Genomic DNA, 24219 nt, shown 5'->3' with positions numbered 1-24219 from the left:
AGTATGAAAAAAGCAATTATTTTCGATATGGATGGTACTTTATTTCAAACGAATCTTATATTGGAGCCTGCACTGACAGCAACTTTCGATGTGCTACGCACAAAGGGGTTATGGCAAGGGGACACACCGATTGAACAATATCGTGAAATTATGGGTGTTTCATTGCCTGTTGTATGGGAAACATTATGTCCGATGCATACATTAGAGGTGCGTAAAGCAAGTAATGCGCTATTTCATGACAAGCTTATTGAGCTGATAATAGATGGAAAAGGTGCATTATATCCGAATGCAGAGCAAGCACTTGCGGTGTTAGCGAACGACTATCATTTATACATAGCGAGCAATGGACAGAAGGAGTATTTGCAAGCAATTGTGGATACCTATAAGCTGAATCGTTATATAGAAGGGACATATAGTATTCAATCTATCCCAAGTGGTCATAAATCTGATTTGGTGAAAAGTGTAGTAGAGCAAAATGCCATTCAAGCTGGCGCTGTTGTTGGAGATCGTGCGTCTGATATCCAAGCAGCATTGGATAATCAGCTGTTTTCAATAGGTGTTCGCTTTGATTTTGCTCAAGATGCTGAATTACAAAAGGCACATGTTGTAATAGATAATCTACTGGATATTACAAAGCATCTAACTACTTTTTCTCACTAATGCGAGGTCGATTTAAAGGTTTACATTGCATTTCATAAGGGGAAAGAGTAAAATAGTGCCAAACTATATTAAAGCGTTGAAAAGGAAAAGTAAATTGGACAAGCATTTAATAGAGAGCCTCTGCTGGTGGAAATGAGGTAAATGAACCCTTTTGAAAATGACCTTTGAGCTTCGTACCGAAAGCATGTGTGTGAGTAGATTACGACGAGATGGGCACTCGTTACAACAGCGGCAGTATCTCTTAAATGAATGCAAGACGTACTGATTGAGGCAAATAGTGTGAGCTATTTGTAAATATAGGTGGTAACACGGGTATACTCGTCCTAATCAGTCATGATTAGGGCGTTTTTTTTATCTTCAAAAACAGTGGACAAGGAGAGAAATTCTTTTTGTCTCTAAATGAAGGTAAAGCCGCTGACAGCTGTCTCATTGATTTTCATGCCAGCTTAAAAGATTGAAATTTAATAATTCGAGGGGAGCAACTTAGGATGACAATTGTAATAGGAGGAGCGTGGCCTTATGCCAATGGCTCATTGCATTTAGGGCATATTGCCGCATTATTACCAGGTGATATTTTGGCTAGATATTACCGACAAAAAGGTGACAACGTATTGTATGTTTCAGGTAGTGATTGTAATGGAACCCCAATATCGATTCGAGCTGCACAGGAAAACACGACAACAAGTGCGATTGCAGATCGGTATCATCAGGATTTCACGCAATGTTTTCATGATTTAGGATTTACTTATGATTTATATACGAGAACGGATGCTCAGCATCACCATGAAGCTGTTCAGGCAATATTTCTACAATTGATGGCAAATAACTATTTATACAAAAAGAAAATTGAGCAGGCTTATTGTGAAACAGACAAACAGTTTTTACCTGACCGCTTTGTGGAAGGTACTTGTCCGAATTGCGGGGCAAAGGCACGTGGAGATCAGTGCGATAATTGTTCGAAAATTTTAGATCCACTAGAATTAATCGATAAGCGTTGTAAAATTTGTGGCAATGAGCCTGTTATTCGAGAAACAGAGCATTTTTATTTCACATTTAGTCAATTCCAAGGAAGGCTAGAAACTTATGTAGCTGAGGCAAAGGCGGATAAGCGCTGGCGAGACAATGCAATAGGTTTAACCGAACGCTACTTAGCGGAAGGCGTTCCAGACCGTGCAGTTACGCGAGATTTGCCAAACGGCATTGATGTGCCTGTACCTGGCTTTGAAGGGAAGAAAATTTATGTGTGGATTGAAGCCGTAGCAGGGTATTTAACAGCAAGCATGGAATGGGCAAAACAACATAATATAGCGCTTGAGGAATTATGGAATGAAGAAACAGTCTCCTATTATGTGCATGGCAAAGATAATATTCCGTTCCATACAGTTATTTGGCCAGCGATATTGATGGGGATGGGTGCGAAAGCATTGCCAACACATATTGTCTCCAATGAATATTTAACATTGGAAAAAAGAAAATTATCAACAAGTCAAAATTGGGCTGTTTGGGTGCCATATATTTTAAGCCGCTATGACGCAGATTCTATTCGTTATTTTTTAACTATAAATGCGCCTGAAAATCGTGATACAGATTTTTCGTGGCGAGAATTTATATATAGTCATAATGGAGAATTGCTAGGAGCTTACGGCAATTTTGTTAATCGGACGTTGAAGTTTTTAGAAAAGTCATTTGCTAGTCAAGTACCACAGGTTGATGTAGATGGAACTATAAGAAAACAGACGATACAGTTGTTTAGTGATGTCGGTGTAGCGATTGAAGGGGGACATTTTAAACAAGGATTAGAGGAAATCTTTGCTTATATTCGTGCAGCCAATCGCTATTTTGATGAGCAGCAACCATGGTTACAGGTGAAGGAGAATATAGCAGCCTGTCATCAAACGCTTGCAACGTGTGTCTACATCATTGCAAATTTAGGACAAGTGCTACAACCATTTTTACCGTTCTCTACAGAGAAAATTCGAGACATGTTAGGCATCACAGAATTAATGTGGTATGAGCAAGTGGAGCTACCGAAAAGCATTGGCGAGGTGACACCGCTATTTGAACGACTTGATGTAGCGCTAATTGAAGAAGAATATCAGAAGCTAGTTAATGACAGTCATTCATAATTACACTGTTGATTTTTAGGGGACACCGCGAAATTGTGTGTGTGCCTGACACTAAATAAAAGGCCTTAAGAATATTCTTAAGGCCTTTTATCTTTGTAGATTAGCTCATAACAGGAGTTAAGTTCGCCACAACAATGCTGTTAATTGCATTGATATATGCAAGCGCACTTGCTTTTAAAATATCTGTATCTGCAGCTTTTGCAATATACTTTTCGCCGTCATGCTCAATCGTTATTTTAACTTTTCCTAGCGCTTCTTTACCACGCGATACACTGTTAATATTATACTCTACTAGCTTTACATCAATCTTTACAATTTCAGCGATGGCAGAATACAATGCATCAATTGGGCCCGAACCAACAGCACTTGCTTTCAATACTTCGTCACCTTTGCGAATTTTTACACTAGCAGAAGGGAAGCTTGTGTTGCTGACGACTTGTAAATCTTCAATATCAAAAAATTGCTCGCTATAATGAGTAGCATTGGCATGATTTACGTCATGCTTTTCATAATAACTTTCCACGATAACATATAAGTCATGGTCATAAACTTCTTTTTTCGCATCAGCTAATTTTAGGAAACCATCGAAAATGCCTTCGAATTCCTCAGTAGAAAGATTAGAAAAGCCTAATTTTTCAAGTGCATTTTTTACAGCATGGCGTCCTGAACGAGCTGTTAGGACAAGTTCCATATCATCTAGACCTACATCTTCTGGATGCACGATTTCGTAGGCATCACGAGATTTAAGTAGACCATCTTGGTGAATGCCAGATGAGTGTGCAAATGCATTATCTCCAGTAATAGCTTTGTTTACTTGGACATCCAAGCCCATAAAGCTTGAAACAAGGCGTGAAGTGTTCATAATTTCTCTTGTGTTAATGCGTGTCTCTGCATTGTAAACAGAACTACGTGTTTTGAGTGCCATTACTACTTCTTCAAGTGCTGCATTTCCTGCGCGTTCCCCAATGCCGTTAATTGTACATTCCACTTTATCTGCACCGTTTTTAATAGCTGCAAGTGTGTTAGCTGTTGCCATACCAAGGTCATTGTGACAATGTACACTTAATAAAACACTATCATTTACATTTTTCATGCGGTCGTTCAGCTTATAAATCATAGCCCCAAATTCCTCTGGTTCAGCGAAACCAACAGTGTCAGGCACATTAATCATGGTTGCGCCAGCCTTCATAACAGCCTCTATCGTTTTCCATAGATACTCAAAATCTGAACGTGAAGCATCTTCTGTTGAGTATTGTACTTGTGGTAGCAGCGTTTTGGCATATTTCACAGCATCTACGCCAATTTGTAGTATTTGATCTTTAGATTTACTGAATTTCTTTTCAACATGTATATCAGAAGTGCCAAGCACCATATGAATCATTGGATTTTCTGCATATTTTACTGCGTTATAGACGGAATCAATATCAGCTTTTACAGCGCGTGCTAAAGCTGTAATCATAATGTCATTTGTGTTGCCAACCTTTTGTGCAACAGCTTTTACCGCATCAAAGTCTCCTTGTGAAGAAGCAGGGAAACCAGCTTCGATAATATCGACGCCTAATTTTTTGAGTTGCTGTGCAATCTCTACTTTTTCGTATAAGTTCAGTTTTGCTCCTGGCACTTGCTCTCCATCACGTAAAGTTGTATCAAACACCCAAATTTTTCTTCCCATTTTCAAACACTCCTTTTGTTGTAATAAAATAAAAAAAACCCGCCTCTATATAAAAATATAGAGACGAGTTATTTGCTCGCGGTACCACTCTAATTGACCTTCCCTTTAAAGAAAAAGCCCCCTTATCGACAGCTATCACTGTCTATCCCAATAACGGTGGAAACCGACTTCCCTTACTTTTTGGACGTCATCCAACTTACTGCTTTACATGCAGGCATGTTGTGCCGACTCATTTTGGTTCAGGGAGTAGCTCATGGATGAGTTCAAAATGTGTGCCTACCAGTTTACACCAACCACTGGCTCTCTAAAAGTACACGGGCATTTTTACTATTTCCAATCTTTGCTTAACAATGTGTTGTTGAAAGCTATAATACGTTGATATTGTCAGTATGTCAACAATATTCTAAAAATTATTTGTTTTCAGTTTTAATAATGGTGATTTTAAAGGTCACTAGTAAGGTGGCATGCTAAAAAGTAAATTTCACAAATAAAGGCATTTTTTTTATGAAATAATGAGAGGGGATTTTATACATAGAAAGTAGGATGAAAGGTGAAATTTGTATTTGATTTAGATGGTACGATTTGTTTTAAAGGTCAGCCTTTAAGTACAGGAACAGCAGTGATCGAAATAATAAAGTGTCAGGCACTCAAACAATTTTGAAAATTTTAACCAAGTAAAAACCCTTGTAGACTCTGCGCGAGCGCACAAGAAGTAGGACGCAACAAGCAGCGTGTTTGCGACTGCTCGTTGCGTCCTACGATGTGCCCGCGGAAAGCGAAGTGGGCTAAAGTGCCAGGCACTCAAACAATTCTGAATTTTGTAAGGTCAGTTACTTAGCTATTGCACCTTAAAGCGAGAAACTTGTGTTTGCAATTCCTCAGCCATTGTCGATAAAGTTGCCGCAGAAGCTGCCACTTCTTCGATTGTCGCAAGCTGCTCTTCAGATGCAGAAGCTACATTTTGAAGGTTAGAAGATGACGTTTGTGCAATTGTCGCAATTTCATCGAAGGACGCATAAATTTGTTCTGCACTAGAAGACATTTCTTCTGAAACAGTTGTTGCTTCTTGTATTTGTTTCGATACTTGCTCAATAAGGTCAACAATTTTTGAAAAACCTTCCTCAGCTACTTTCACAACTTTCATTCCGACTTGAACTTCTTGTGTACCTGTATCCATCACTGTAACAGCGCGGTTTGTCTCCTGTTGAATTTCAGAAATTAACCCTGCTATTTGTTCAGCTGATTTTTTAGATTGCTCAGCTAATTTTTTCACTTCGTCAGCAACGACGGCAAAGCCTCGACCATGATCACCTGCTCGAGCTGCTTCAATAGCAGCGTTCAAAGCTAGTAAATTGGTTTGCTCAGCGATGTCCGTAATAATACTAATAATGTTACCAATCTCAACAGAATGATTGCCTAAGTTTTTGACAACGTTGGCAGATTCCAAAACAGCCGTATTAATCGTATCCATTTGCGTAATGACGCGATGTAGCGACTCATTGCCCTTGTTTGCTTCCGTATTTGTTTCAATGGCAAGTTCAGAAACAGCAGCAGTTGTTGATGCTAATTGTTGAATGCCGTTGGTCATATTTTTCATAGCTTGTGAGCTTTCTGTAGCATTTTTTCCTTGTGCCTCAGAGCCACTAGCGACTTCCTGCATAGCGGATGTAATTTGTTCAGTAGCTTGGATAGTTTGATCTGCACTTGCAGTTAACTCAGCTGCTGAAGCACTTACTTGAGCTGTATTTTGACTAACATTCGTAATTAAGCCTTTTAAATTTTGCGCCATTTGATTAAAGGCAAGGGCTAAATCACCAACTTCATCGCGATTTTTAATGCGAATTTGTTCAGCTGTTAAATCACCTTCAGCAATTTTTTGCGCAGCTTTTGCCATCCCTTTGATAGGTCGAGAAATGATAGTTCCCATAATCATGGCAATTATCAGACTAATGATGACGGCAAACACGCCAAGAGAAATCATGTTCAATTTAATAGCATCAATATCTTTTGAGGTTGCAGCTATTTTTGCTTCTACAGCTTCGCTTTGATAGTTAGCTAGATTTTCAACACGTTCATCGAATTGTTTAAGAATAAGTCGCCCTTGAGTGCTGTCCAATTTCTCATATTTTTCTGTTTCGCCAGCATCCTTTAAAGAAAACATACGATCAGCAAATTGCTGAACATTTTGTTCACTTTTATTGACAGCCTCTAATAATTCAATTGATTTTTTTGAATCTAATGTTGCCATTAAACTTTCGGATTTTACTTTAAATTCTTCACGAGCGGATTCATTACCATCACGATTTTGTTTATCTCCAAGTAAAAGATATCCACGCATACTTACAATTTCCTGTTTTGCAATTACTCTAAGCTCTTGAATGCTAATAGATTTTTGGGTTTGTTCTTCGAGTAACTCTTGATAAGTGCCATTTACTGAATTAAGCTGCTTAAAGTTTAAAGCTATCGTGCCAATTAAAACTAAAATAACAATAAAAAAACCGAGAATTAATTTTTTGTAAATCGTAAATCGCATGTATTGTAAGTCCCTTCCTAGTAATTTAGTAGAAATGTTACAAAAAAGTGAAATATGTATATATACTTATTTATAGCAGATTATATGTATTTTAAAAAGCATTATGAGTTTATTCATAGTGAAAAATATGAAATAAGAGGGAATTTAGTTACAGGGTGGGTTTGTAAAGGTGGAATTTTTTGCACTATCTATTATGTCTTTACCTATGAAGAAGCAACTAAATGACATGATAAAAAAGGCAATTTTGAAACCTAATTGCTGGAAGTTACGTAAATACAATTAACGATAAACGAGGATGTGGAGCAATGTATAGACCCGTTATAAAATTACCGAAAACAAGGTATGAAAAAATTTTGAACGTCATTGGTGGCGGATTATTTATCGTCTCCATCATATTTATTATTTCTCAGTGGAGCGCCCTACCTGAAGAAATTCCAGCACATTTTAATGGTGCGGGAGAAGTGGATCGATGGGGATCGAAAATAGAATTGTTCATTTTACCAGGTATCGGCATTTTTTTATGGATATTTCTAGGACTTATTGAGAAGGCACCACATATGCACAATTATCCAGCGCGCTTAAATGAGGATAACGTTCAGGCATTTTATTTAAATAGTCGTAAATTATGTAATGAAATGAAAAACTTTTGCTTAATGTTATTTGCAGTCATTTCTTGTGAAATGGTACTTGTTGCATTAGGGAAGACAGATGGATTAGGATGGTGGTTCTTGCCCCTTGTACTCATAGGCACAGGTATTCCAATCGCTAAAGGCTTAATTGCTGCATCGAAAATTAAGTAATCGGCTGGGAATTGAAAACGAAAGAAGAATAACTTAGATAATTACAAATACAGTAGGTCGCATTTTGCTACTATTCTTTTGATTTCTAGCAACTATCTAATAACTAAATAAATTAGGAGTTGATAGAGAATGATTTATAAAAATTCACTAGAAGGTATTTCTTCAAATATGTTAAAAGGTTTTTTTGTAGGTTGGCCGAGTCCACCTAATCCACAAACACATTTACGCTTGCTGGAGAACAGCAGTAAATTCATTTTGGCGATTGATGAAAATACAAATGAAGTAATAGGGTTTATTACTGCGATAAGTGATGGCGTTCTGTCTGCTTACATTCCATTACTCGAGATATTACCACAATATAAAAACAAAGGTATTGGCAAGGAGTTAGTAAGACGAATGTTGAAAGAACTCGATCATCTTTATATGATCGACTTATGCTGTGATGATGACCTCGTACCTTACTATGAAAAATTCGGCATGACTAAAACAAATGGAATGGTTTATAGAAACTATAAAATGCAATCTGGAAATGATTAAAAGGTGAGAACGCTTGAGAAATTGTTCAAGCGTTTTTTTGTCTATTATGTTGTGGGCATGGAATTAGCGTTAAAGTAAATATTTTGTGATAAATTTAGTGTAAATAAATACAGAAGGGTGCTGAAATAATGCAGAAGAAATTTAAATTAAAGGATGGACTCTCTATTACAGTTCATCATTTGCCAGACAATATGGTATTAGAGGGGATTTCGGATGTAGGACACGCACCTTACGACCGTATTATATCTTTTGTGTTTACAATTAATGAACTGTTAACGTATTTAAAAAGCACGCTTAAACAGAACTTGTTGGCAGAGCAAGGCTATTTATTTTTTGTTTATCCGAAAAAAAATAATAAAAAATATAAAGAGTATATTCATCGAGACGATATTTTCCCAGCCATTCAGGTGGACGAGGCGAAATATATTGCTGGGAGTGACTATAAATTTTCAAGTTTGATGTCATTGGATGATACGTTTTCTATTGTATGTATTAAACGAGATGCAAAGGGAAGAGGGAAGAAAAAGACAGCAAGTAGTCAATGTGTAGGTGACTACGAAAGTATGGTTCCTTTATTGCGAGGTGAACTTGCAGAAAATCCAATTGATGTAGTCTTTTATGATGCATTAACACCAGGCTATCAAAAGGATTGGGCTCGCTACATTTATAGTGCGAAAAAGCAAGAAACACAGCTAGCACGTTTAATGGAGATGCGTGAACTTACAAGGGCTGGCTTTAAGACGAAGGAGCACTATCGAAAAGCGAAAGCAGAGGGCCAAGTATAGGGAAATTTCCAGAAGTAGGCGTTAGTTCTTAAAACTTTTGTCGATTGTTGTAATAAAGGTGCTTGCACTATTGCTAATAAATAAGCTTCATACTACTATTAAGGAATATTTTTAAATCGTTTAATAACACATTTTTAATAAGAGTGGGGTGGAAATGATGGAGGCATATATTGAACAGGTAGATGAAAAGTGGCGTGATAGCTTCGCCAAGCTTGCAGATGTAATAGCAACGAATATCCCTGCTGGCTTTGAACAAACAATGAATTACGACATGATAAGTTATGTAGTACCGTTATCTTTATATCCAAAGGGGTATCATGTAACACCTAATACACCGCTACCATTTATTAGCTTGGCAGCGCAGAAGCGACATATAGCCGTTTATCATATGGGTATTTATGCAGATGCTAATTTATTGGCTTGGTTTCAGGAAGAGTTTGCAAAACGAGTGCCAACAAAATTAAATATGGGGAAAAGTTGTATTCGTTTCTCTAGTACGAAAAATATTCCCTATGATTTGCTAGGAGAGCTCGTTTCAAAAATGACTCCAGGGGAATGGATTAATAGATATGAAGGAGAATTGACTAAATGAAAAGTGCGACGACATTTTTAATGTTTCAGGGACAAGCTCATAATGCCTTGGAGCAATATAAGCAATGGTTTCCAGAATTATCTGTTGAAAGCTTAACATATGTAGAGAATACACAACAGATTGCGATGGCTGAAATCGTGTTAAAAGGAATGAAGATTAAGTTGAATGACAGTCCAATCAAACATAATTTTTCATTCACTCCAGCGATATCAATCTTTTTAGAGTGTGAGACGCAGGAAGAAATTAAAAGTCTTACTGAGCAAATATTAGATGGTGGTCAAGCATTAATGCCATTGGATAATTACGGGTTCTCTAAGCAGTTTTCTTGGATTCAGGATCGTTTCGGTGTATCGTGGCAACTTACGTATAATTAAATTTTAGGGGGAGTATAAATGAACCAATGGATGGCGCGAGCAGTGGAGCTAGCTCTTCAAAATATAGCACAAGGCGGTCAACCATTTGGCGCTGTTCTAGTAAAGGATAATGAAATTATTGGTGAAGGTGTCAATGAACTGCACCTACGACCAGATAGTACGGGTCATGCCGAGCTACTTGCTTTAAGACGCGCACAAGAAAAGTTAGGCTCTATCGATTTACGCGGAACGGTGATGTATGCAAGTGGGGCGCCTTGCCCAATGTGCTTTGGTGCGATGGCGATGGCTGGCGTGGATAAAGCTTATTTTGCTAATTCATTAGCTGATGCCATTGCAGTAGGTTTAGGACGCTCAAGCGAAGTCTATGCAGATTTACAGAAAATTGATGAAGAACGCGAGTTTCGAATGATTCATATGCCAGTAGAGGATGAAGATAAAAATCCTATGCATGTTTGGTATAGTAAAGCTTAATTGCATAAAAAGGAGAAAAGAGTATGGCAGTAACTTTAGTGAAGCATGATATTAAATATGCTGAAGCAATGCATGCATTGTCTTCAATGCCTCAGGTTCGGGATGCTCTTGGGTTACCTGCTGGGAAAGTAGAAGATACAATTAACTTTATAAAACGTGAATGTGTTGACGAGGAAGAGGGCAAAAGTGTCCCTCGAGTTGTGCTAAATGAGGAAGGACGACTAATAGGCGTAACAGCATTAATGTTTATAGACCGTGAAAATAAAAACTGTCATATTGGGTCTTGGTTAGGTCACGAGTTTTGGGGTCAAGGCTATAATGAGGAAGCGAAGAAGGCAATTTTAGAAATCGCTTTTTTTGACTTAGGGCTAGAACGAGTTTTCGCTGGTGCTAGAAAGGTCAATATTCGCTCACGAAAGGCACAAGAAAAGTTACCTTTTATCCGTATTAATGTAGAAAAGGAATATCCTCAGGAACATTCATGGTTAGAAATGAAGGAAAAGCAACCTTGTGTATTAAATGTTTTTGAACGCGAGGATTTTGTTCGATATTACACATCTATTGAAAAGGTGCAGGGTGACCGAGAAAGCTATATGCCCTATCTACTACTAGCAGATGAAAGTGAAGTTGCCGTTCGTCAATATATGAATGAGGGTGACTTATACGCCATTACATGTGGTGAGAAATTAGCGGGTGTCGCATTGCTTATTGCACAGTCTAATACGACAGTAGAATTAAAAAATATAGCTGTTGTGCCAGCATTTCAAGGTAAAGGTATCGGTAAGGAAGTGTTGAATAAAATTTATGCGGTCTGTGCAGCACAAGATTTTAAAAATATTTTAGTAGGCACAGCAAATTCGAGTATTGATAACATTGCTTTTTATCAAAAATCGGGTTTTCGTATGGAGACTATACAGAAAGATTTTTTCAGTAATTATCCGCAACCAATTTATGAAAATGGTATACGCGCATTGGACATGATTATCTTTTCAAAAGCTTTATAAAAGATATTGTCTATAAAGAAATACCCGATCAACAGTTGTTGAGCGGGTATTTTTATTTGCCGAATAATAAAGCCATTAATTTCTCCTTTGAATGTAAAAAATCATCAAGGGTGTATCGATCAAGGACAGCCATATATGCTTGTAAAGCTTCATATAGAACACCTTTTAATTGACATTCAGGTGCAATTTTACATAAGTTATTTTCTTTGTCGAAGCATTCAACAAGGTGAAAATCTTCTTCTGTATGGCGCACGATTTCACCAATAGTAATTGATTTAGGGTCAATTGCTAAACGAATACCGCCGCCTCTTCCCCGAATTGTTTCGATGTAACCAAGTAGCCCTAATTGGTGTGTCACCTTCATTAAATGGTTTTTTGATATATTATAGGCATCTGAAATTTCTTGAATGGTAGAGAGCTGGCCCTCTTCTTTCGCTCCTAGATATATGAGTGTCCGAAGGGAGTAATCTGTGTATAAAGTTAATCGCATTGGAACACCCTACTTTCTATATAGTTCACTATAATAATTATATCATTTCTACAATAATTTATAGTATTTCATTACTTTTTTAAAAGATGTATTTAAAATACATCAAATATGTCTATTTTGTTAAAGATGTATTTAGAATATTGCTTTAAGGAAATGAAAGCGTTATATTGTAATCACGAAAGGATGGTATGCGATATGTTAAAACAAGAAACAGTACAAATTATTAAAGCAACAGTACCCGTATTAGAAGTTCATGGGGTAGAAATTACGAAGACGTTCTATAAAAATTTGTTTCAAGCTCATCCAGAATTACTAAATATTTTTAACCACACAAACCAAGAAAAAGGTCGTCAACAAACTGCGCTAGCGAATACAGTTTATGCAGCGGCAGTTCATATTGAAAACTTAGAAGCAATTTTACCAGCAGTAATGTTAATAGCTCATAAACACCGTAGTTTAGGCATCTTACCAGAGCATTACCCAATCGTGGGTGAGTTCTTATTAAAAGCAATTAAAGAAGTTTTAGGTGATGCAGCTACAGATGAAATAATTAATGCATGGGCTGAAGCGTATGGCGTCATTGCAGATGTTTTCATTCAAGTAGAAGAGGAGCTATATCAAAAAGCTGAAAATGATGGTGGATGGCGTTTATTTAAACCTTTAAAAGTAGCGAAAAAAGAAGTTGAGAGTGACCTTGTTACTTCAATTTACTTTGTAAACGAAGATGGCTCACCACTTCCAGCGTACGAACCTGGCCAATATATTAGCATCCGTGTGAAAGTACCTGGGGAAGAATATTTATTAAACCGCCAATATACTCTTTCACAAGCTAGTGCAGAGGACGGCTATCGTATTTCAGTAAAACGTGAAAGTGAGCATACTCCGAACGGTAAAGTATCTAACTTTATTCATAATGCATTACAAGTTGGAGATTTAGTAGATGTAAGTGTACCTGCAGGATTATTTGTGCTGCATGAGAGCGCGGCGCCAATTACATTTGTTAGTGGTGGTATTGGCGTAACACCATTAAACAGTATGCTACAATCATTAAAAGATAATGCAGCTAACGAAGTGAATTTTATTCAATGTGCTCGCAATGAAAATGTAGTAGCTTTCAGTGATGACATTAAAGCTAAAGTAAATGCGCTTCCGAATGCATCGTATACTGCCCTTTATTCGGATGAGAACAAGTTACTGACAAAAGATTTATTAGCTGAGCAAGTAACGAACAATACAGATGTTTATATTTGTGGTCCGAGTGGCTTTATGGAGGCAGTCATTAAAAATCTCCATGAACTCGGCGTTAAAGATGAAAAAATTCACTATGAATTCTTTGGTCCAGCAATGCAAATAGCAAACTAATAATTTTATTAACTCTGTTATAAGTCGCATTTTGTGCAATTATAACAGAGTTTTTTTATGGAATGAAGTTAGAAAATAAATATTTAAATCTTTCATGTTGACATTATACCTACAGGGGTATATCATAAAGCACGTAAGCAAGATGAATTACTAAGGTTGAAAGGAGACGTTCACATAATGGCGTACGATGCTAAAACAGCCAATCGTATAAAACGAATGGAAGGCCAATTGCGTGGGATTTTACGCATGATGGAAGAAGGACAAAACTGTAAAGATGTGATTACACAGCTATCTGCCGTACGTTCTGCAGTTGATCGGACGATAGGGGTTATCGTCAGTGAGAACCTGTTAGATTGTGTAACGACTGCTGATGGAGATTCAGAGAAGATGAATACTGCCATCCAAGAAGCGATGGATTTAGTTGTGAAAAGCAGATGATTTCAATATACCCTTTATAGTATATAGACAGGAGGTCGTATTACGTGGAAACATGGATTTTTATTGCTATTGTTATTGGGTTTTTAGTTTGGCGTATGAAGCCAGCGAAAGGGGTGCAGTCAATATCAACAGCACAATTAAAAAATATGCTAAATGATAAGGACAAAGTATTTATTGATGTGCGAACAGCAGCTGAGTACAAAGGTCGAAACATTCCACAATTTAAAAATATTCCCTTAGGCTCTGGATTCGATAAATTACCGAAGGACAAAGAAGTAGTTGTTATTTGTCAAAGTGGTATGCGTAGTAGTCAGGCGTGCAAGCAACTGAAAAAACTAGGATATGAGCGTGTAACTAATGTCCGTGGTGGCATGAGCGCTTATTAGGAGGAAATAATGGTGAAAGAAATAACAGCAATCGAAGTTCAAGAAGCTTTAGCACAAGGTAAAACATTAAATTTAATCGACGTACGTGAAGTAGACGAAGTGCAAGCGGGACATATCCCAAGTATTATTCACATCCCACTAGGCTTACTTGAGTTTCGTATGCACGAGTTAAATAAAAACGAATCATATATTATGGTGTGCCGCTCAGGTGCCCGCAGTGGTCGTGCTACGCAATTTTTAGCAAGCCAAGGCTTCGATGTGACGAATATGGTTGGTGGCATGCTTGCATGGGAAGGTGAAGTTCAGTAAAGGGTTATAGTAAGGGTTATGTAGTGCCCTACGCTATATTTTTTTATCAAAAATAATACCCTTGTAGGTATAAGGAGGAAGTTATGGCTATTAAAGCAGATTTTCAGCTAGATGCGAAAGGGCTATCTTGTCCAATGCCAATCGTAAAAACGAAAAAGGCGATGATGGAATTAGCAGATGGTCAAATTTTAGAAGTGTCCGCAACGGATAAAGGTTCGAAAGCAGATATAGCTGCTTGGGCTGATTCTGTTGGGCATCAGTATATTGGAACGATAGATGAGGATGCGGTGCTAAAACATTATATACGTAAATGTGCACAAGATGCAGTTAGTGAAAAAACGTTTGCATCGACAATTGAGCTACAGCAAATTCAAGGAAGAGATGGGCTTATTCTTGATGTGCGCGAGGAAGCGGAGTTTGCTTTCGGTCATATTGAAGGTGCTAAATCAATTCCGATGGGTGAGCTTGAAGCACGCCTTTCTGAGCTAGATAAAGAACGAGAAATTTATGTGATTTGTCGTACAGGAGCGCGTAGCGATTTAGCGGCGCAAAAACTTGTGGCAAATGGTTTTACAAAAGTATTTAACGTCCTACCTGGTATGACTTCTTGGACGGGCGAATTATTCAAAACTATTTAAATTGGAGGAATTTATTATGTCAAACAAAGTAGCAATTATTGCAAGTAACGGTGGTCTTTTTGATGCGTATAAGGTGTTTAATATCGCAACAGCAGCGGCGGCTTCTGACAAAGAAGTAGCGATCTTCTTCACATTTGAAGGGTTAAATTTAATTCATAAGCAAGGGATGCAAGCTTTGCCAATGCCTGCTGGAACAGAGCATTTTGCTGAAGGATTTGCTAAAGCGAATGTACCTGCAATTCCGCAATTAGTGGAAATGGCGCAAGAATTAGGTGTGAAATTTATAGCATGTCAAATGACGATGGATGTTATGGGCTTAACGATTGAGGATTTCGTAGATGGTATTGAAGTTGGAGGAGCAGTAACATTTTTAGAATTTGCTAAAGATGCAGCACCATCATTAACGTTTTAAGTTGTTTAAGATGAGCGCGATTATGCACAAAACTCATCAAAGCTGACGCAAGTTAAAGTCCGAAGATTGATTGGAAAAGTAGTTATTCAAGCGGGCTCAGAAAAAATATGATTAGACAAAATGAAGCGAAAAGCGGAGAGGTATATCCTTTCCGCTAAAAAAATAATAACAATAATACCGTTGGGGGTAAAAAAGTGTCAGTATTCAAATGGAGCGCTGCTGATGTAGCGAAAAAAGTAATCGACAATGATGATTTATTTATTTTGGATGTGCGTAATGCAGATGCTTTTGCAGATTGGAAAATTGAAGGGCATAAATTTGAGTACCTTAATATTCCGTATTTTGAGCTATTAGATGGAGTGGAAGAAATTTTATCTAAAATTCCTACAAGCAAAGATATATTAGTTGTTTGTGCAAAGGAAGGTTCATCGATGATGGTAGCAGAGATGCTTTCAGATGCTGGACGTTCAGTTGCGTTTTTAGAGGGTGGTATGAAGACGTGGAGCGAATATTTAGAACCAATTAAAGTGGGTGACTTAACAGGTGGGGGCGAGTTATACCAGTTCGTCCGTTTAGGTAAAGGCTGCCTATCGTATATGGTTATTTCAGAAGGTGAAGCAGCGATTATTGATGCTGTACGTTTCACGGATGTATTTACGAACTTTGCAAAAGAGAAAAATGTACACATTAAACATGTCTTTGATACGCACTTGCACGCTGATCATATTTCGGGTGGTCGTCATATTGCAGCCGCTACAGGCGCTGCTTATTACTTACCGCCGAAGGATGCGGAAGAGGTCGTCTTTGATTATACGCCTTTAGTAGATGGCACTACAGTGCAAATTGGTGCATCAAAAATTGATGTAGGAGCACTTTATTCACCAGGTCATACTATTGGCTCAACGTCGTTTGTGGTGGATAGCAAATATTTATTGACTGGTGACATTTTATTTATCGATTCAATTGGTCGCCCTGATTTGGCGGGACTTGCAGAAGATTGGGTTGGTGATTTACGAGAAACGCTGTATAAGCGATACCGCGAATTATCGGATGATTTAGTTGTGCTACCTGCCCATTTTATGATTATTGATGAATTAAATGAAGATGGTACAGTAGCGAAGCGTCTAGGTGAATTATTTGCGCAAAATCACGGACTAAATATTGAAGATGATGAGACATTCCGCAGCATTGTAACTAATAATTTACCACCACAACCAAATGCATATCAGGAAATTCGCCAAGTAAATATGGGGAAAATAACTCCAGCATTAGAGGAACAAACAGAAATGGAAATCGGTCCGAACCGCTGCGCAGTTAGATAGAGTGCAAGATAGAGTGCCAGTCACCCATACAATTTTCACACAATTTAAAAGGAGATTAACATGAACGCAAACTTACAATTAGATGCAAAGGGCTTATCTTGCCCGATGCCTATCGTGAAAACGAAAAAAGCTATTGATACACTGAATTCAGGTGAGGTTTTAGAAGTACAAGTAACGGATAAAGGAGCTTTAGCGGATATTCCTGCATGGGCTAAAGCAGGAGGTCACACGATTTTAAATAAATCGGAAGACGCTGGCGTCATTACATTCTTTATTCAAAAAGCGTAGGGCGAGCAAGGGTGAGTGTTCAAATGAGGACACTCACCTTTCCTCTCATACTACAATTTATGTGGATCTTTGCCTTATGCCTCGTTCTTTATAGAGGACACAGGTGTAAAAGACTTGAAAGAAGGAAAATGAATGACTATCTCGTGGGTAATAACTATATTTATAATTGGCTTTGTAGGTTCTTTTGTATCGGGTATGCTAGGTATCGGCGGAGCCATTATTAAATATCCTATGCTTTTGTATATTCCCTCTTTACTCGGATTTACTGCATTCACTGCCCATGAGGTATCGGGTATTAGTGCGGTAGAAGTATTGTTTGCCTCGATTGCGGGCGTATGGGCATATCGTAAAGGCGGCTATTTAAATAAATCACTCATTATTTATATGGGCGGAGCCATATTAGCTGGCAGCTTTGTTGGTAGCTTTGGTTCGCAATATTTGTCGGAGTCAGGAGTCAACATTGTTTATGGCATATTGGCACTCATTGCGGCGATTATGATGTTTATTCCTAAAAAGCAAATAGATGAGAAGCCATTAAATGAAGTTACATTTAATAAGACGTTAGCAGCTATTCTAGCGTTTATAGTTGGTATTGGTTCTGGCATTGTGGGCGCAGCTGGTGGATTTCTGCTTGTACCAATCATGCTTGTTGTATTAAAAATTCCAACACGTATGACGATTGCTACAAGTTTAGCCATTACGTTCATCTCCTCTGTTGGGGGCACAACAGGAAAGCTAATAACAGGCCAAGTCGATTATTATCCAGCAGCCATAATGATTGTAGCTAGTTTAATAGCTGCACCACTAGGGGCAAAGGCTGGTAAAAGCTTGAATATAAAAGTATTACAAAGTATATTAGCTGTCCTCATTTTAGCTACTGCATTGAAAATTTGGATGGATATTTTATAGGAGGGGGGAAAGGGTACAATGAAAATAGAAGTGTTTTCAGATTTCTCATGTCCATTTTGTTATATCGCAAAAAGGGAATTAGAGCGTGCGATAAAAGAGGCTGGATATACAGGTCAAGTAGACATCGAATTTAAATCTTACCAAATTGATCCGACCGCATCCAAAGAGGTAGGTCAAAATTATTATGATTATGTCATGGCGCACCAAAAGGTATCATTTGAAGAAGCTCAACAAATGATGGCTGACATTATAGAACGAGCTAAAGAAGTGGATCTTCCTTATAATTTTGCTGAAATGAAAAAAGTGCATACCGAAAACGCCCATCGACTAGCAAAATGGACGAAACAATTCGGTAAAGAAGCGGTATTTATAGAAGCGTTAATGGCTGCTCATTTGATAGAAGGTAAAGATTTAAATGATAAGGCAGTATTATTAGCGGTTATAAAAAAATTAAACTTGAATGTTGCTACAGCTAAAGAGGTGTTGGCTAATCCACAAGCTTTTATGGAAGAGTTGGATAAAGACCGCTATGATGCCCAACAGATTGGCGTGCAAAGCGTACCGTTCTTTGTCTTTGAAAATCGTTACGGCATTAAAGGTGCTGAGCCAAATGAAGTATTTGTGCGTACATTGCATCAAGCGGCAGAAATTGCAGGCATTAAACCAACTTTAAATTAGGTGTCAGGCACCGAAACAATTTTGAATTTTATGAACATTCAACATGTAGTATGCCAAGTGTTTCTTGGCATACTATTTTTGTTTTTTCTACCTAGAACAGTGGATTTTGATATAAAGTCAGCGCTGTATTAGCAGAAACTATAGGGTACTTCAAGAGGTATTAAGGATTGCTTTTATTGTTATAGAACAAAATATTTTGTATAATAATTCCATTTTTATTGTCTTTATGGTTCTATTACTGTGAAGTGTGAGAAAAGTCACATCGTTCCATATATTATCTTGCTAGAATAAAATTAACATTCAAAGGGGGTATTGGTAATGAAGAAAATTGCTACTGGTATAGCGGGAACAGTCTTATTAGCCGCTACACTTTTTGTTGGGGCAGCAATCAGTGAAAAAATTTTAGGTGATGCGAATGGTGAGACACAAGAAGCGGGAGTGCAGACACAAATTCCAACAACGGCAGCTTCTCAAAAGGTAGTCTACGCACCACCGAGTATCGAAGAAGTACCCGATGGACCGATGAAAGAAGCTATCTTATTTGGTTATGAGCTTGTAAATAATACGCACGTTGCTGCGGATGAATATGTAGGAAATCAGTTATCTTGCACAAGCTGTCATGCTGGTGCTGGCTATGATGAACAAGCCTCTTCATTAGTTGGCGTTATGGCTAACTATCCACAATATATCGCACGTTCTGGAGGAATTGTGACAATTGAAGAACGCATTAATGGCTGTATGGTACGGAGTATGAACGGTAAAAAGTTTGAAATGAACAGTGACGAGCTTGAAGCGATGGTTGCTTATTTTGCTTACATTTCACAAGGAGTACCGATTGGAGCAGAGCGTGAATGGGCAGGCACAAGTAATATGAAAAATATACCTGTTCCAGATGTAGCGAACGGTGAAGAACTATACGCTCAATCTTGTATAGCTTGTCATGCAGCAGATGGTTCTGGTACTGGCGCTAATACAGGTCCAGCATTATGGGGCGATAATTCCTTTAATGATGGTGCAGGTATGGCACGTATGTCTAAAATGGCTGGCTATATAAAAAATAATATGCCAGTTGGAGCAGGTGGTTCTTTAACTGATCAAGACGCCGCTGACTTAGCTGCCTACATTTTATCGCAGGATCGACCAGAATGGGCTAACCATGATAAAGACTGGCCAAAAGGTGGTCGTCCAAACGATTTAATGGACAAAGAGAAACGAGACCAAGTAAAAAATGGCACGATTGATTGGGAGCAAGTACTTTCTACGAATTAAAAAGTGACAGGCACCAAAACAATTCTGAATATTGTCAGTAAAAAACCCACTGAGATTCCTGCGGCTTTCGAAATGCCATCGGGAAGCGAGGTGGATTTTTACGTTTTAGAAGTTCTGATAGGCATCTGTATAGGAGAAATAAGGGAACTGGCGCCAACTTATCTTGCTGTCTTTAGTAGTTTGTAAAAGAAAGTTAGTACATGAATTTGGTATACTAACAGTATTAGCAGTATTAGGAAGAACAATGGGAGGTGGCGCTAGTTGGTTTACATAAAGTTACTTATTCAAATTATATTTGTTGCAGGAATTATTTATTTTGTTAGTGGTCGTTTAATAGGCTCAAATATAAACTTTGTCAGAAGAGTACTATCGGTTGTTATTAGTGTTACGCTTACATCCTTTGTTTATTGGTACTCCTATTTGCGTCATCGAGATTTTTTATCGGAATCCATGATGCAAACCGTTACCGAAGTAAGCACGCTTATTTGGATAGGTAGTATGTTGCTTATTTCCATGCTACTCTACCTCGTATTCGAACTTTTTGATCCAATAGGGATGAAGGGCGGAGAGCGTCGTAATGGACAAAAAACAATATTGTTGAGACTCCGAAGCTACTGGCGACAGCAGAAGAGACTGCGTCAGGTGCTAAAAATAGCCGTTACAAACGGTATTGTGCAAACAATTAAATATGCAAGACAGCGGGAAAATGAGAAGGAGCTTGCTATTGCGTTGCGCTCTACTTTAGAGCAATGTGGTGGGATATTTATTAAATTTGGTCAAGTACTTTCAACACGTAAAGAATTATTTTCTCCTATTATTATAGATGAGTTAAAGCATTTACAGCAAAGTGTTAAGCCATTACCACACGAGCAAGTTACAAAGATTTTAGAGGATTCCCTACCGATGTCTGTAGATGATGTATTTACAAACTTTCAAATGGAGCCATTGGCAGCAGCTTCTATTGGACAAGTACATAAGGCACGACTGAAAAATTATGAAGAAGTCGTGGTCAAGCTATTGCGTCCAGAAGTAAAAGGAATTATGCGGGATGATCTTGATATTTTAGAGGAATTTGCTAATTGGTTTTCAAACAAGTCTACTTGGGCAGAATCATTAGGCTTCCGAGAGTTAGCAGGTGCATTTGCAGATGGCTTACGAGAAGAAATTCATTTAGATATTGAAGTGCGCAACACTTTACAAGTAACGAATGCTCTTGCCAAAAGTGAATATAAAGTACGTATCCCTAAAATATATACAGAGTTTTGTGATGAAGACATCATTGTAATGGAATATATTCGTGGGAAAAGTGTTGCTGAGGGGTCATCTGAATTTAGACGATTAAATATTGACCATAGACAATTCGCAAGAACAATTTTGTATTCCTTTTTTGAACAAATGTTATTTTCGGGAATATTTCATGCGGATCCGCATCCTGGAAATATTTATATTGATGAGACGGATGGGGGACCCATTCTCCTCGATTTCGGAGCTGTAGGACGGCTAGGAGCTACTCAACAAGAAGGCTTAAAGTTATTTTTATTAGGTATTCAACAAAATGACTCCAGTATTTTATACGATGGCTTAATGCTGCTAGTAGAAAATAAGGAACATGCAGAGCGTAGTAGAATAGAACAGGCAATGGATCAAATATTACTTAAAATATCTTATGTAGATCGTATTCCAACTGAGGAATTAATCCATTCATTGTTTACGGTCGTACGTGATTTTGGGCTTGCGTTCTATCCTTCTGTTGGTTTAGCGCTTCGATCATTAGTCACTTTAGATGGGACTTTACGTGTCATAGATCCGCAATTTGATATTTTTTCAGAAGCTAAAGATTTTTCTGCTTCCTATAGGAGAGCTGCATTTTTAAGACCATTTAAAGAACCGGTAGCAACAAAAGATCGAGTGCAGGAAGAACTGTCGATGCTGCTTCCTACTTTACGAAAAATGCCAAGACGAATTGATCAGCTAATTCAAAGAGTAGAAAGCGGAAAAATTATTTTACATCATGATATTTTTTCAGATGAACATAACTCACGTTTCATTACCCAGCTATTTGCTCGATTCGTACTATTACTTGTCGGCATTACATTTGGTATTATCTCAGTTGCACTGCTAGCAATATCTCAGTTCATTCATGAGCCGTACGCCGTGTATTTAAATACTGCCGCATATTTAGGGCTGTTCTTATGTGCCATTTTATTAGTACGACTATCTATCCAAGCTTTACGCTCAATGAGGTAAGGGGTATTTCCTTAACTTTAGTGTTAACAAACAGAGGTACTCAGGTTTTGGAGCTTATGGCGGGACGTATGTGGAAACGCACAGAACGTAAGAGTCAACAAACCGCTTGCAATCAAGGGTTGCGCTTACATGTGAGTCCGTGGAAAGCATTGGCGCTTAGCAGAGGTTCACTAGTAGTTTAGTCTATGAAATCATTAGATTCTAAGGTAGGGGATGTTTCCCCTACCCTTTTTATATTACAAAAAGATTACAAATAACAGAGGTGAAATGCACTATTTAGAGAAATTTGACGTAATTTGTAGCGTTATATTAACGTTTTGTAGATAAAAGTCGTTTTAAAGACAATGTTACAATTATATTTCGAGTTTTACTAAACTATTAAAACGGTCGGAAATAGTATAAAAGTTACGGCAATAGTGCTAAACTTTAAAAGGCTAATCAAAACATAAGAATTTAAATTGATCGTTCATGTATTTACATAGGAAAATAAAGAGCGAAATTGATAGATGAAGGGAAATGAAGACCCATGGGTAAGCGTAATAAATGGCGTAAGTCGATGGTGCTAGCAGTAGCACTTGCAGGCGGCCTATTATTTAATACAGTTCAACCGATTGAAGCGCACGCTGAAGAAACATCTCAGCAAATGATAGATAAAAAAGCAAAAATTGATGCGGAAGTTAAAAAATTAGAAACAGAGTTAGATCAACTTCAACAAGAAATTGATCAAAAAGTAAAAGTATTTAACCAAGTACAAGCAGATATAAAAGAAGTAGATGCAGGTATTGTTGAAACTGAAAAACGTATTGAGCAACGTTCAACTATTTTAAGCGAGCGTATGGCTGCATACCAAGCTCAAGATAACACAGTGGGTGTATACTTAAGCGTTGTTCTAGAAGCAAAAAGCTTTGCAGATTTAATGGACCGTGTCGTAGCGGTAAAAACATTAATGGATGCTGACCAAGAGCTAGTAAATCAACAAGAAGCTGACAAAGCGAAATTAGAAGAACAAAAAGCAACATTAGACGAGAAACAAAAAGAGCTTCAAAAACAATTCCAAGAGCTTCAACAAAAGGAAAGCGAAATGGAAGTGAAAAAAGCTGAAAACCAAGCAAAATCACTTGCATTAAAGGCACAAATTGCAACGAAACAAGAAGAAGAGCGTCTTGAAGCAGAGCGTAAAGCAGCTGAAGAAGAAGCAGCTCGTTTACGTGCACTTCAAGCAGCTACACCTGTAGTGCATGTCAACAACAATAACAACAACACTAACACTAGCGGTAAAAATAACGGTGGTAGCAAACCTCAACCAATCATAGTTGGATCTGGTTCAGGTACTGCATCTTCAGGTGATGCTATTTCTACAGCGAAGCAATTCCTAGGTCGTTCATATGTTTGGGGTGGCAGTAATCCTACAACAGGCTTTGACTGCTCAGGTCTTGTACAATGGTCTTACAAGCAAGCGGGCGTATCATTACCTCGTACAGCATCACAACAATATTTATCAACAAAACGAATTTCAGCAAGCGAAGCTCGTGTTGGTGACTTAGTATTCTTCAGCTATGGCTCAGGCGTAGCGCATGTTGGTATTTACCTTGGCAATAACACAATGATTGATGCTCAAAATAAAGGGGTAGTCATTGAGTCACTTGATTGGTGGAACCAATACTTAGTAGGCTTCGGTCGTATTCAATAAGCCTCTATTAATTAGACGATTATAATAGCAAAAAAGTTAAATATATTATTAAATAGCATCCATTATCATCACTAGATAATGGATGCTATTTTTATTTAGAAAAAATAAGAGTAGCTAGCGGCCGCTGTTTGCATTCCCCAGGCAGGTAGCGGAATAATCGAACGCATCTTAAACAATGGCGTTTATTAATTCATAAATTTTAATTGTAGTAAATAGACGATAATGTA

The 24219-nt window shown here is 37.9% G+C and carries 25 protein-coding genes and 2 other annotated features; of the genes, 22 read left to right on the top strand and 3 right to left on the bottom strand.

Translation table 11 applies throughout. The annotated features are described in order from the left end of the window. The first annotated feature begins 3 nt into the window (after positions 1-3). Both FH508_RS22275 and metG read left to right on the top strand, forming a co-directional pair. Entirely contained in the window at positions 4-660 is a 657-nt protein-coding gene (locus FH508_RS22275; RefSeq protein WP_139859669.1) for an HAD hydrolase-like protein, read from the top strand. 67 nt (positions 661-727) lie between these two features. Beyond that, positions 728-989 (top strand) — a binding site (T-box leader). A 159-nt stretch (positions 990-1148) separates the two neighbouring features. Beyond that, complete coding sequence (metG, locus tag FH508_RS22270; protein WP_173479325.1) at positions 1149-2786, top strand: methionine--tRNA ligase; 1638 nt, start codon at positions 1149-1151, stop codon at positions 2784-2786. A gap of 100 nt (positions 2787-2886) precedes the next feature. On the opposite strand, the gene FH508_RS22265 is transcribed toward metG, so the two are convergent. Next, positions 2887-4458 carry a 2-isopropylmalate synthase gene (locus FH508_RS22265; RefSeq protein ID WP_173479326.1) on the bottom strand — a complete coding sequence of 524 codons (1572 nt, stop codon included), beginning with the start codon at positions 4456-4458 and terminating at the stop codon, positions 2887-2889. A 56-nt stretch (positions 4459-4514) separates the two neighbouring features. Beyond that, positions 4515-4808 (bottom strand) — a binding site (T-box leader). 488 nt (positions 4809-5296) lie between these two features. Further along, positions 5297-6991: a methyl-accepting chemotaxis protein gene (locus FH508_RS22260; RefSeq protein WP_173479327.1), complete on the bottom strand. Its 1695-nt coding sequence runs from the start codon at positions 6989-6991 to the stop codon at positions 5297-5299. Between the two features lie 305 nt (positions 6992-7296). On the opposite strand from FH508_RS22260, the gene FH508_RS22255 reads away from it, so the two are divergent. From FH508_RS22255 to FH508_RS22225, 7 genes are all read left to right on the top strand, one after another. Further along, positions 7297-7791: an SdpI family protein gene (locus FH508_RS22255; RefSeq protein ID WP_173479328.1), complete on the top strand. Its 495-nt coding sequence runs from the start codon at positions 7297-7299 to the stop codon at positions 7789-7791. A gap of 129 nt (positions 7792-7920) precedes the next feature. Beyond that, complete coding sequence (locus FH508_RS22250; protein WP_173479329.1) at positions 7921-8328, top strand: GNAT family N-acetyltransferase; 408 nt, start codon at positions 7921-7923, stop codon at positions 8326-8328. 128 nt (positions 8329-8456) lie between these two features. Continuing rightward, on the top strand, positions 8457-9113 hold the full coding sequence (locus tag FH508_RS22245) for a YdeI/OmpD-associated family protein (RefSeq protein WP_173479330.1): 657 nt from the start codon (positions 8457-8459) through the stop codon (positions 9111-9113). Between the two features lie 154 nt (positions 9114-9267). Beyond that, positions 9268-9705, top strand: a complete 438-nt coding sequence (locus FH508_RS22240) for a DUF1801 domain-containing protein (RefSeq protein WP_173479331.1) — start codon at positions 9268-9270, stop codon at positions 9703-9705. Then, entirely contained in the window at positions 9702-10079 is a 378-nt protein-coding gene (locus tag FH508_RS22235) for a VOC family protein (RefSeq protein WP_173479332.1), read from the top strand. The genes FH508_RS22240 and FH508_RS22235 overlap by 4 nt, the downstream gene beginning before the upstream one ends. Positions 10080-10097: 18 nt before the next feature. Further along, positions 10098-10550: a nucleoside deaminase gene (locus tag FH508_RS22230; RefSeq protein ID WP_139860028.1), complete on the top strand. Its 453-nt coding sequence runs from the start codon at positions 10098-10100 to the stop codon at positions 10548-10550. Between the two features lie 23 nt (positions 10551-10573). After that, the gene (locus FH508_RS22225; RefSeq protein WP_139860026.1) at positions 10574-11554 is read left to right on the top strand and encodes a GNAT family N-acetyltransferase; all 981 of its coding nucleotides are present in this window, start codon (positions 10574-10576) and stop codon (positions 11552-11554) included. A gap of 52 nt (positions 11555-11606) precedes the next feature. Here the strand turns inward: FH508_RS22225 and FH508_RS22220 are convergent, their stop codons facing one another. Next, complete coding sequence (locus FH508_RS22220) at positions 11607-12044, bottom strand: Rrf2 family transcriptional regulator (protein ID WP_139860024.1); 438 nt, start codon at positions 12042-12044, stop codon at positions 11607-11609. A gap of 195 nt (positions 12045-12239) precedes the next feature. Here FH508_RS22220 and hmpA point away from each other — a divergent pair, with 195 nt between their 5' ends. The 13 genes from hmpA (at position 12240) to FH508_RS22155 (ending at position 23992) form a co-directional block, all read left to right on the top strand. Next, a complete protein-coding gene (gene hmpA, locus FH508_RS22215) occupies positions 12240-13406 on the top strand; it encodes an NO-inducible flavohemoprotein (protein WP_173479333.1) in 1167 nt (388 codons plus the stop codon). A gap of 177 nt (positions 13407-13583) precedes the next feature. Continuing rightward, complete coding sequence (locus FH508_RS22210; protein ID WP_173479334.1) at positions 13584-13844, top strand: metal-sensitive transcriptional regulator; 261 nt, start codon at positions 13584-13586, stop codon at positions 13842-13844. A gap of 44 nt (positions 13845-13888) precedes the next feature. Then, positions 13889-14230 carry a rhodanese-like domain-containing protein gene (locus FH508_RS22205; RefSeq protein ID WP_173479335.1) on the top strand — a complete coding sequence of 114 codons (342 nt, stop codon included), beginning with the start codon at positions 13889-13891 and terminating at the stop codon, positions 14228-14230. Between the two features lie 12 nt (positions 14231-14242). Beyond that, the gene (locus FH508_RS22200; protein WP_173479336.1) at positions 14243-14539 is read left to right on the top strand and encodes a rhodanese-like domain-containing protein; all 297 of its coding nucleotides are present in this window, start codon (positions 14243-14245) and stop codon (positions 14537-14539) included. A gap of 83 nt (positions 14540-14622) precedes the next feature. Then, a complete protein-coding gene (locus FH508_RS22195) occupies positions 14623-15177 on the top strand; it encodes a sulfurtransferase TusA family protein (protein WP_173479337.1) in 555 nt (184 codons plus the stop codon). A 16-nt stretch (positions 15178-15193) separates the two neighbouring features. Continuing rightward, on the top strand, positions 15194-15589 hold the full coding sequence (locus FH508_RS22190; RefSeq protein WP_173479338.1) for a DsrE/DsrF/DrsH-like family protein: 396 nt from the start codon (positions 15194-15196) through the stop codon (positions 15587-15589). A 194-nt stretch (positions 15590-15783) separates the two neighbouring features. Beyond that, positions 15784-16911: an MBL fold metallo-hydrolase gene (locus FH508_RS22185; RefSeq protein WP_139859397.1), complete on the top strand. Its 1128-nt coding sequence runs from the start codon at positions 15784-15786 to the stop codon at positions 16909-16911. A 60-nt stretch (positions 16912-16971) separates the two neighbouring features. Next, on the top strand, positions 16972-17199 hold the full coding sequence (locus FH508_RS22180) for a sulfurtransferase TusA family protein (protein WP_139859396.1): 228 nt from the start codon (positions 16972-16974) through the stop codon (positions 17197-17199). A 132-nt stretch (positions 17200-17331) separates the two neighbouring features. Then, complete coding sequence (locus tag FH508_RS22175; protein ID WP_139859394.1) at positions 17332-18108, top strand: sulfite exporter TauE/SafE family protein; 777 nt, start codon at positions 17332-17334, stop codon at positions 18106-18108. An 18-nt stretch (positions 18109-18126) separates the two neighbouring features. After that, on the top strand, positions 18127-18786 hold the full coding sequence (locus FH508_RS22170; protein ID WP_139859392.1) for a DsbA family oxidoreductase: 660 nt from the start codon (positions 18127-18129) through the stop codon (positions 18784-18786). A 318-nt stretch (positions 18787-19104) separates the two neighbouring features. Beyond that, entirely contained in the window at positions 19105-20055 is a 951-nt protein-coding gene (locus tag FH508_RS22165; protein ID WP_139859391.1) for a c-type cytochrome, read from the top strand. Positions 20056-20316: 261 nt separating this feature from the next. Then, positions 20317-22302 (top strand): ABC1 kinase family protein, encoded by a 1986-nt coding sequence (locus FH508_RS22160; RefSeq protein WP_139859389.1) that lies wholly within the window; start codon positions 20317-20319, stop codon positions 22300-22302. Between the two features lie 526 nt (positions 22303-22828). After that, positions 22829-23992, top strand: coding sequence for a C40 family peptidase (locus tag FH508_RS22155; RefSeq protein ID WP_139859387.1), 1164 nt, complete (start codon positions 22829-22831; stop codon positions 23990-23992). The last annotated feature ends 227 nt before the right edge of the window (positions 23993-24219 follow it).

Source organism: Lysinibacillus sp. CD3-6 (assembly GCF_006351725.2).
Taxonomy (GTDB): Bacteria; Bacillota; Bacilli; order Bacillales_A; family Planococcaceae; genus Lysinibacillus.
This window is presented reverse-complemented; position numbering and strand designations above follow the sequence as displayed.

What these genes read in the sequence shown, in the direction of transcription:
- FH508_RS22155 (WP_139859387.1), top strand. Translation starts at nt 22,829, where the DNA reads ATGGGTAAGCGTAATAAATGGCGTAAGTCGATGGTGCTAGCAGTAGCA.
- FH508_RS22245 (WP_173479330.1), top strand. Translation starts at nt 8,457, where the DNA reads ATGCAGAAGAAATTTAAATTAAAGGATGGACTCTCTATTACAGTTCAT.
- FH508_RS22230 (WP_139860028.1), top strand. Translation starts at nt 10,098, where the DNA reads ATGAACCAATGGATGGCGCGAGCAGTGGAGCTAGCTCTTCAAAATATA.
- hmpA (WP_173479333.1), top strand. Translation starts at nt 12,240, where the DNA reads ATGTTAAAACAAGAAACAGTACAAATTATTAAAGCAACAGTACCCGTA.
- FH508_RS22240 (WP_173479331.1), top strand. Translation starts at nt 9,268, where the DNA reads ATGATGGAGGCATATATTGAACAGGTAGATGAAAAGTGGCGTGATAGC.
- FH508_RS22210 (WP_173479334.1), top strand. Translation starts at nt 13,584, where the DNA reads ATGGCGTACGATGCTAAAACAGCCAATCGTATAAAACGAATGGAAGGC.
- FH508_RS22195 (WP_173479337.1), top strand. Translation starts at nt 14,623, where the DNA reads ATGGCTATTAAAGCAGATTTTCAGCTAGATGCGAAAGGGCTATCTTGT.
- FH508_RS22255 (WP_173479328.1), top strand. Translation starts at nt 7,297, where the DNA reads ATGTATAGACCCGTTATAAAATTACCGAAAACAAGGTATGAAAAAATT.
- FH508_RS22250 (WP_173479329.1), top strand. Translation starts at nt 7,921, where the DNA reads ATGATTTATAAAAATTCACTAGAAGGTATTTCTTCAAATATGTTAAAA.
- FH508_RS22190 (WP_173479338.1), top strand. Translation starts at nt 15,194, where the DNA reads ATGTCAAACAAAGTAGCAATTATTGCAAGTAACGGTGGTCTTTTTGAT.
- FH508_RS22175 (WP_139859394.1), top strand. Translation starts at nt 17,332, where the DNA reads ATGACTATCTCGTGGGTAATAACTATATTTATAATTGGCTTTGTAGGT.
- metG (WP_173479325.1), top strand. Translation starts at nt 1,149, where the DNA reads ATGACAATTGTAATAGGAGGAGCGTGGCCTTATGCCAATGGCTCATTG.
- FH508_RS22275 (WP_139859669.1), top strand. Translation starts at nt 4, where the DNA reads ATGAAAAAAGCAATTATTTTCGATATGGATGGTACTTTATTTCAAACG.
- FH508_RS22170 (WP_139859392.1), top strand. Translation starts at nt 18,127, where the DNA reads ATGAAAATAGAAGTGTTTTCAGATTTCTCATGTCCATTTTGTTATATC.
- FH508_RS22260 (WP_173479327.1), bottom strand. Translation starts at nt 6,991, where the DNA reads ATGCGATTTACGATTTACAAAAAATTAATTCTCGGTTTTTTTATTGTT.
- FH508_RS22235 (WP_173479332.1), top strand. Translation starts at nt 9,702, where the DNA reads ATGAAAAGTGCGACGACATTTTTAATGTTTCAGGGACAAGCTCATAAT.
- FH508_RS22220 (WP_139860024.1), bottom strand. Translation starts at nt 12,044, where the DNA reads ATGCGATTAACTTTATACACAGATTACTCCCTTCGGACACTCATATAT.
- FH508_RS22180 (WP_139859396.1), top strand. Translation starts at nt 16,972, where the DNA reads ATGAACGCAAACTTACAATTAGATGCAAAGGGCTTATCTTGCCCGATG.
- FH508_RS22225 (WP_139860026.1), top strand. Translation starts at nt 10,574, where the DNA reads ATGGCAGTAACTTTAGTGAAGCATGATATTAAATATGCTGAAGCAATG.
- FH508_RS22165 (WP_139859391.1), top strand. Translation starts at nt 19,105, where the DNA reads ATGAAGAAAATTGCTACTGGTATAGCGGGAACAGTCTTATTAGCCGCT.
- FH508_RS22265 (WP_173479326.1), bottom strand. Translation starts at nt 4,458, where the DNA reads ATGGGAAGAAAAATTTGGGTGTTTGATACAACTTTACGTGATGGAGAG.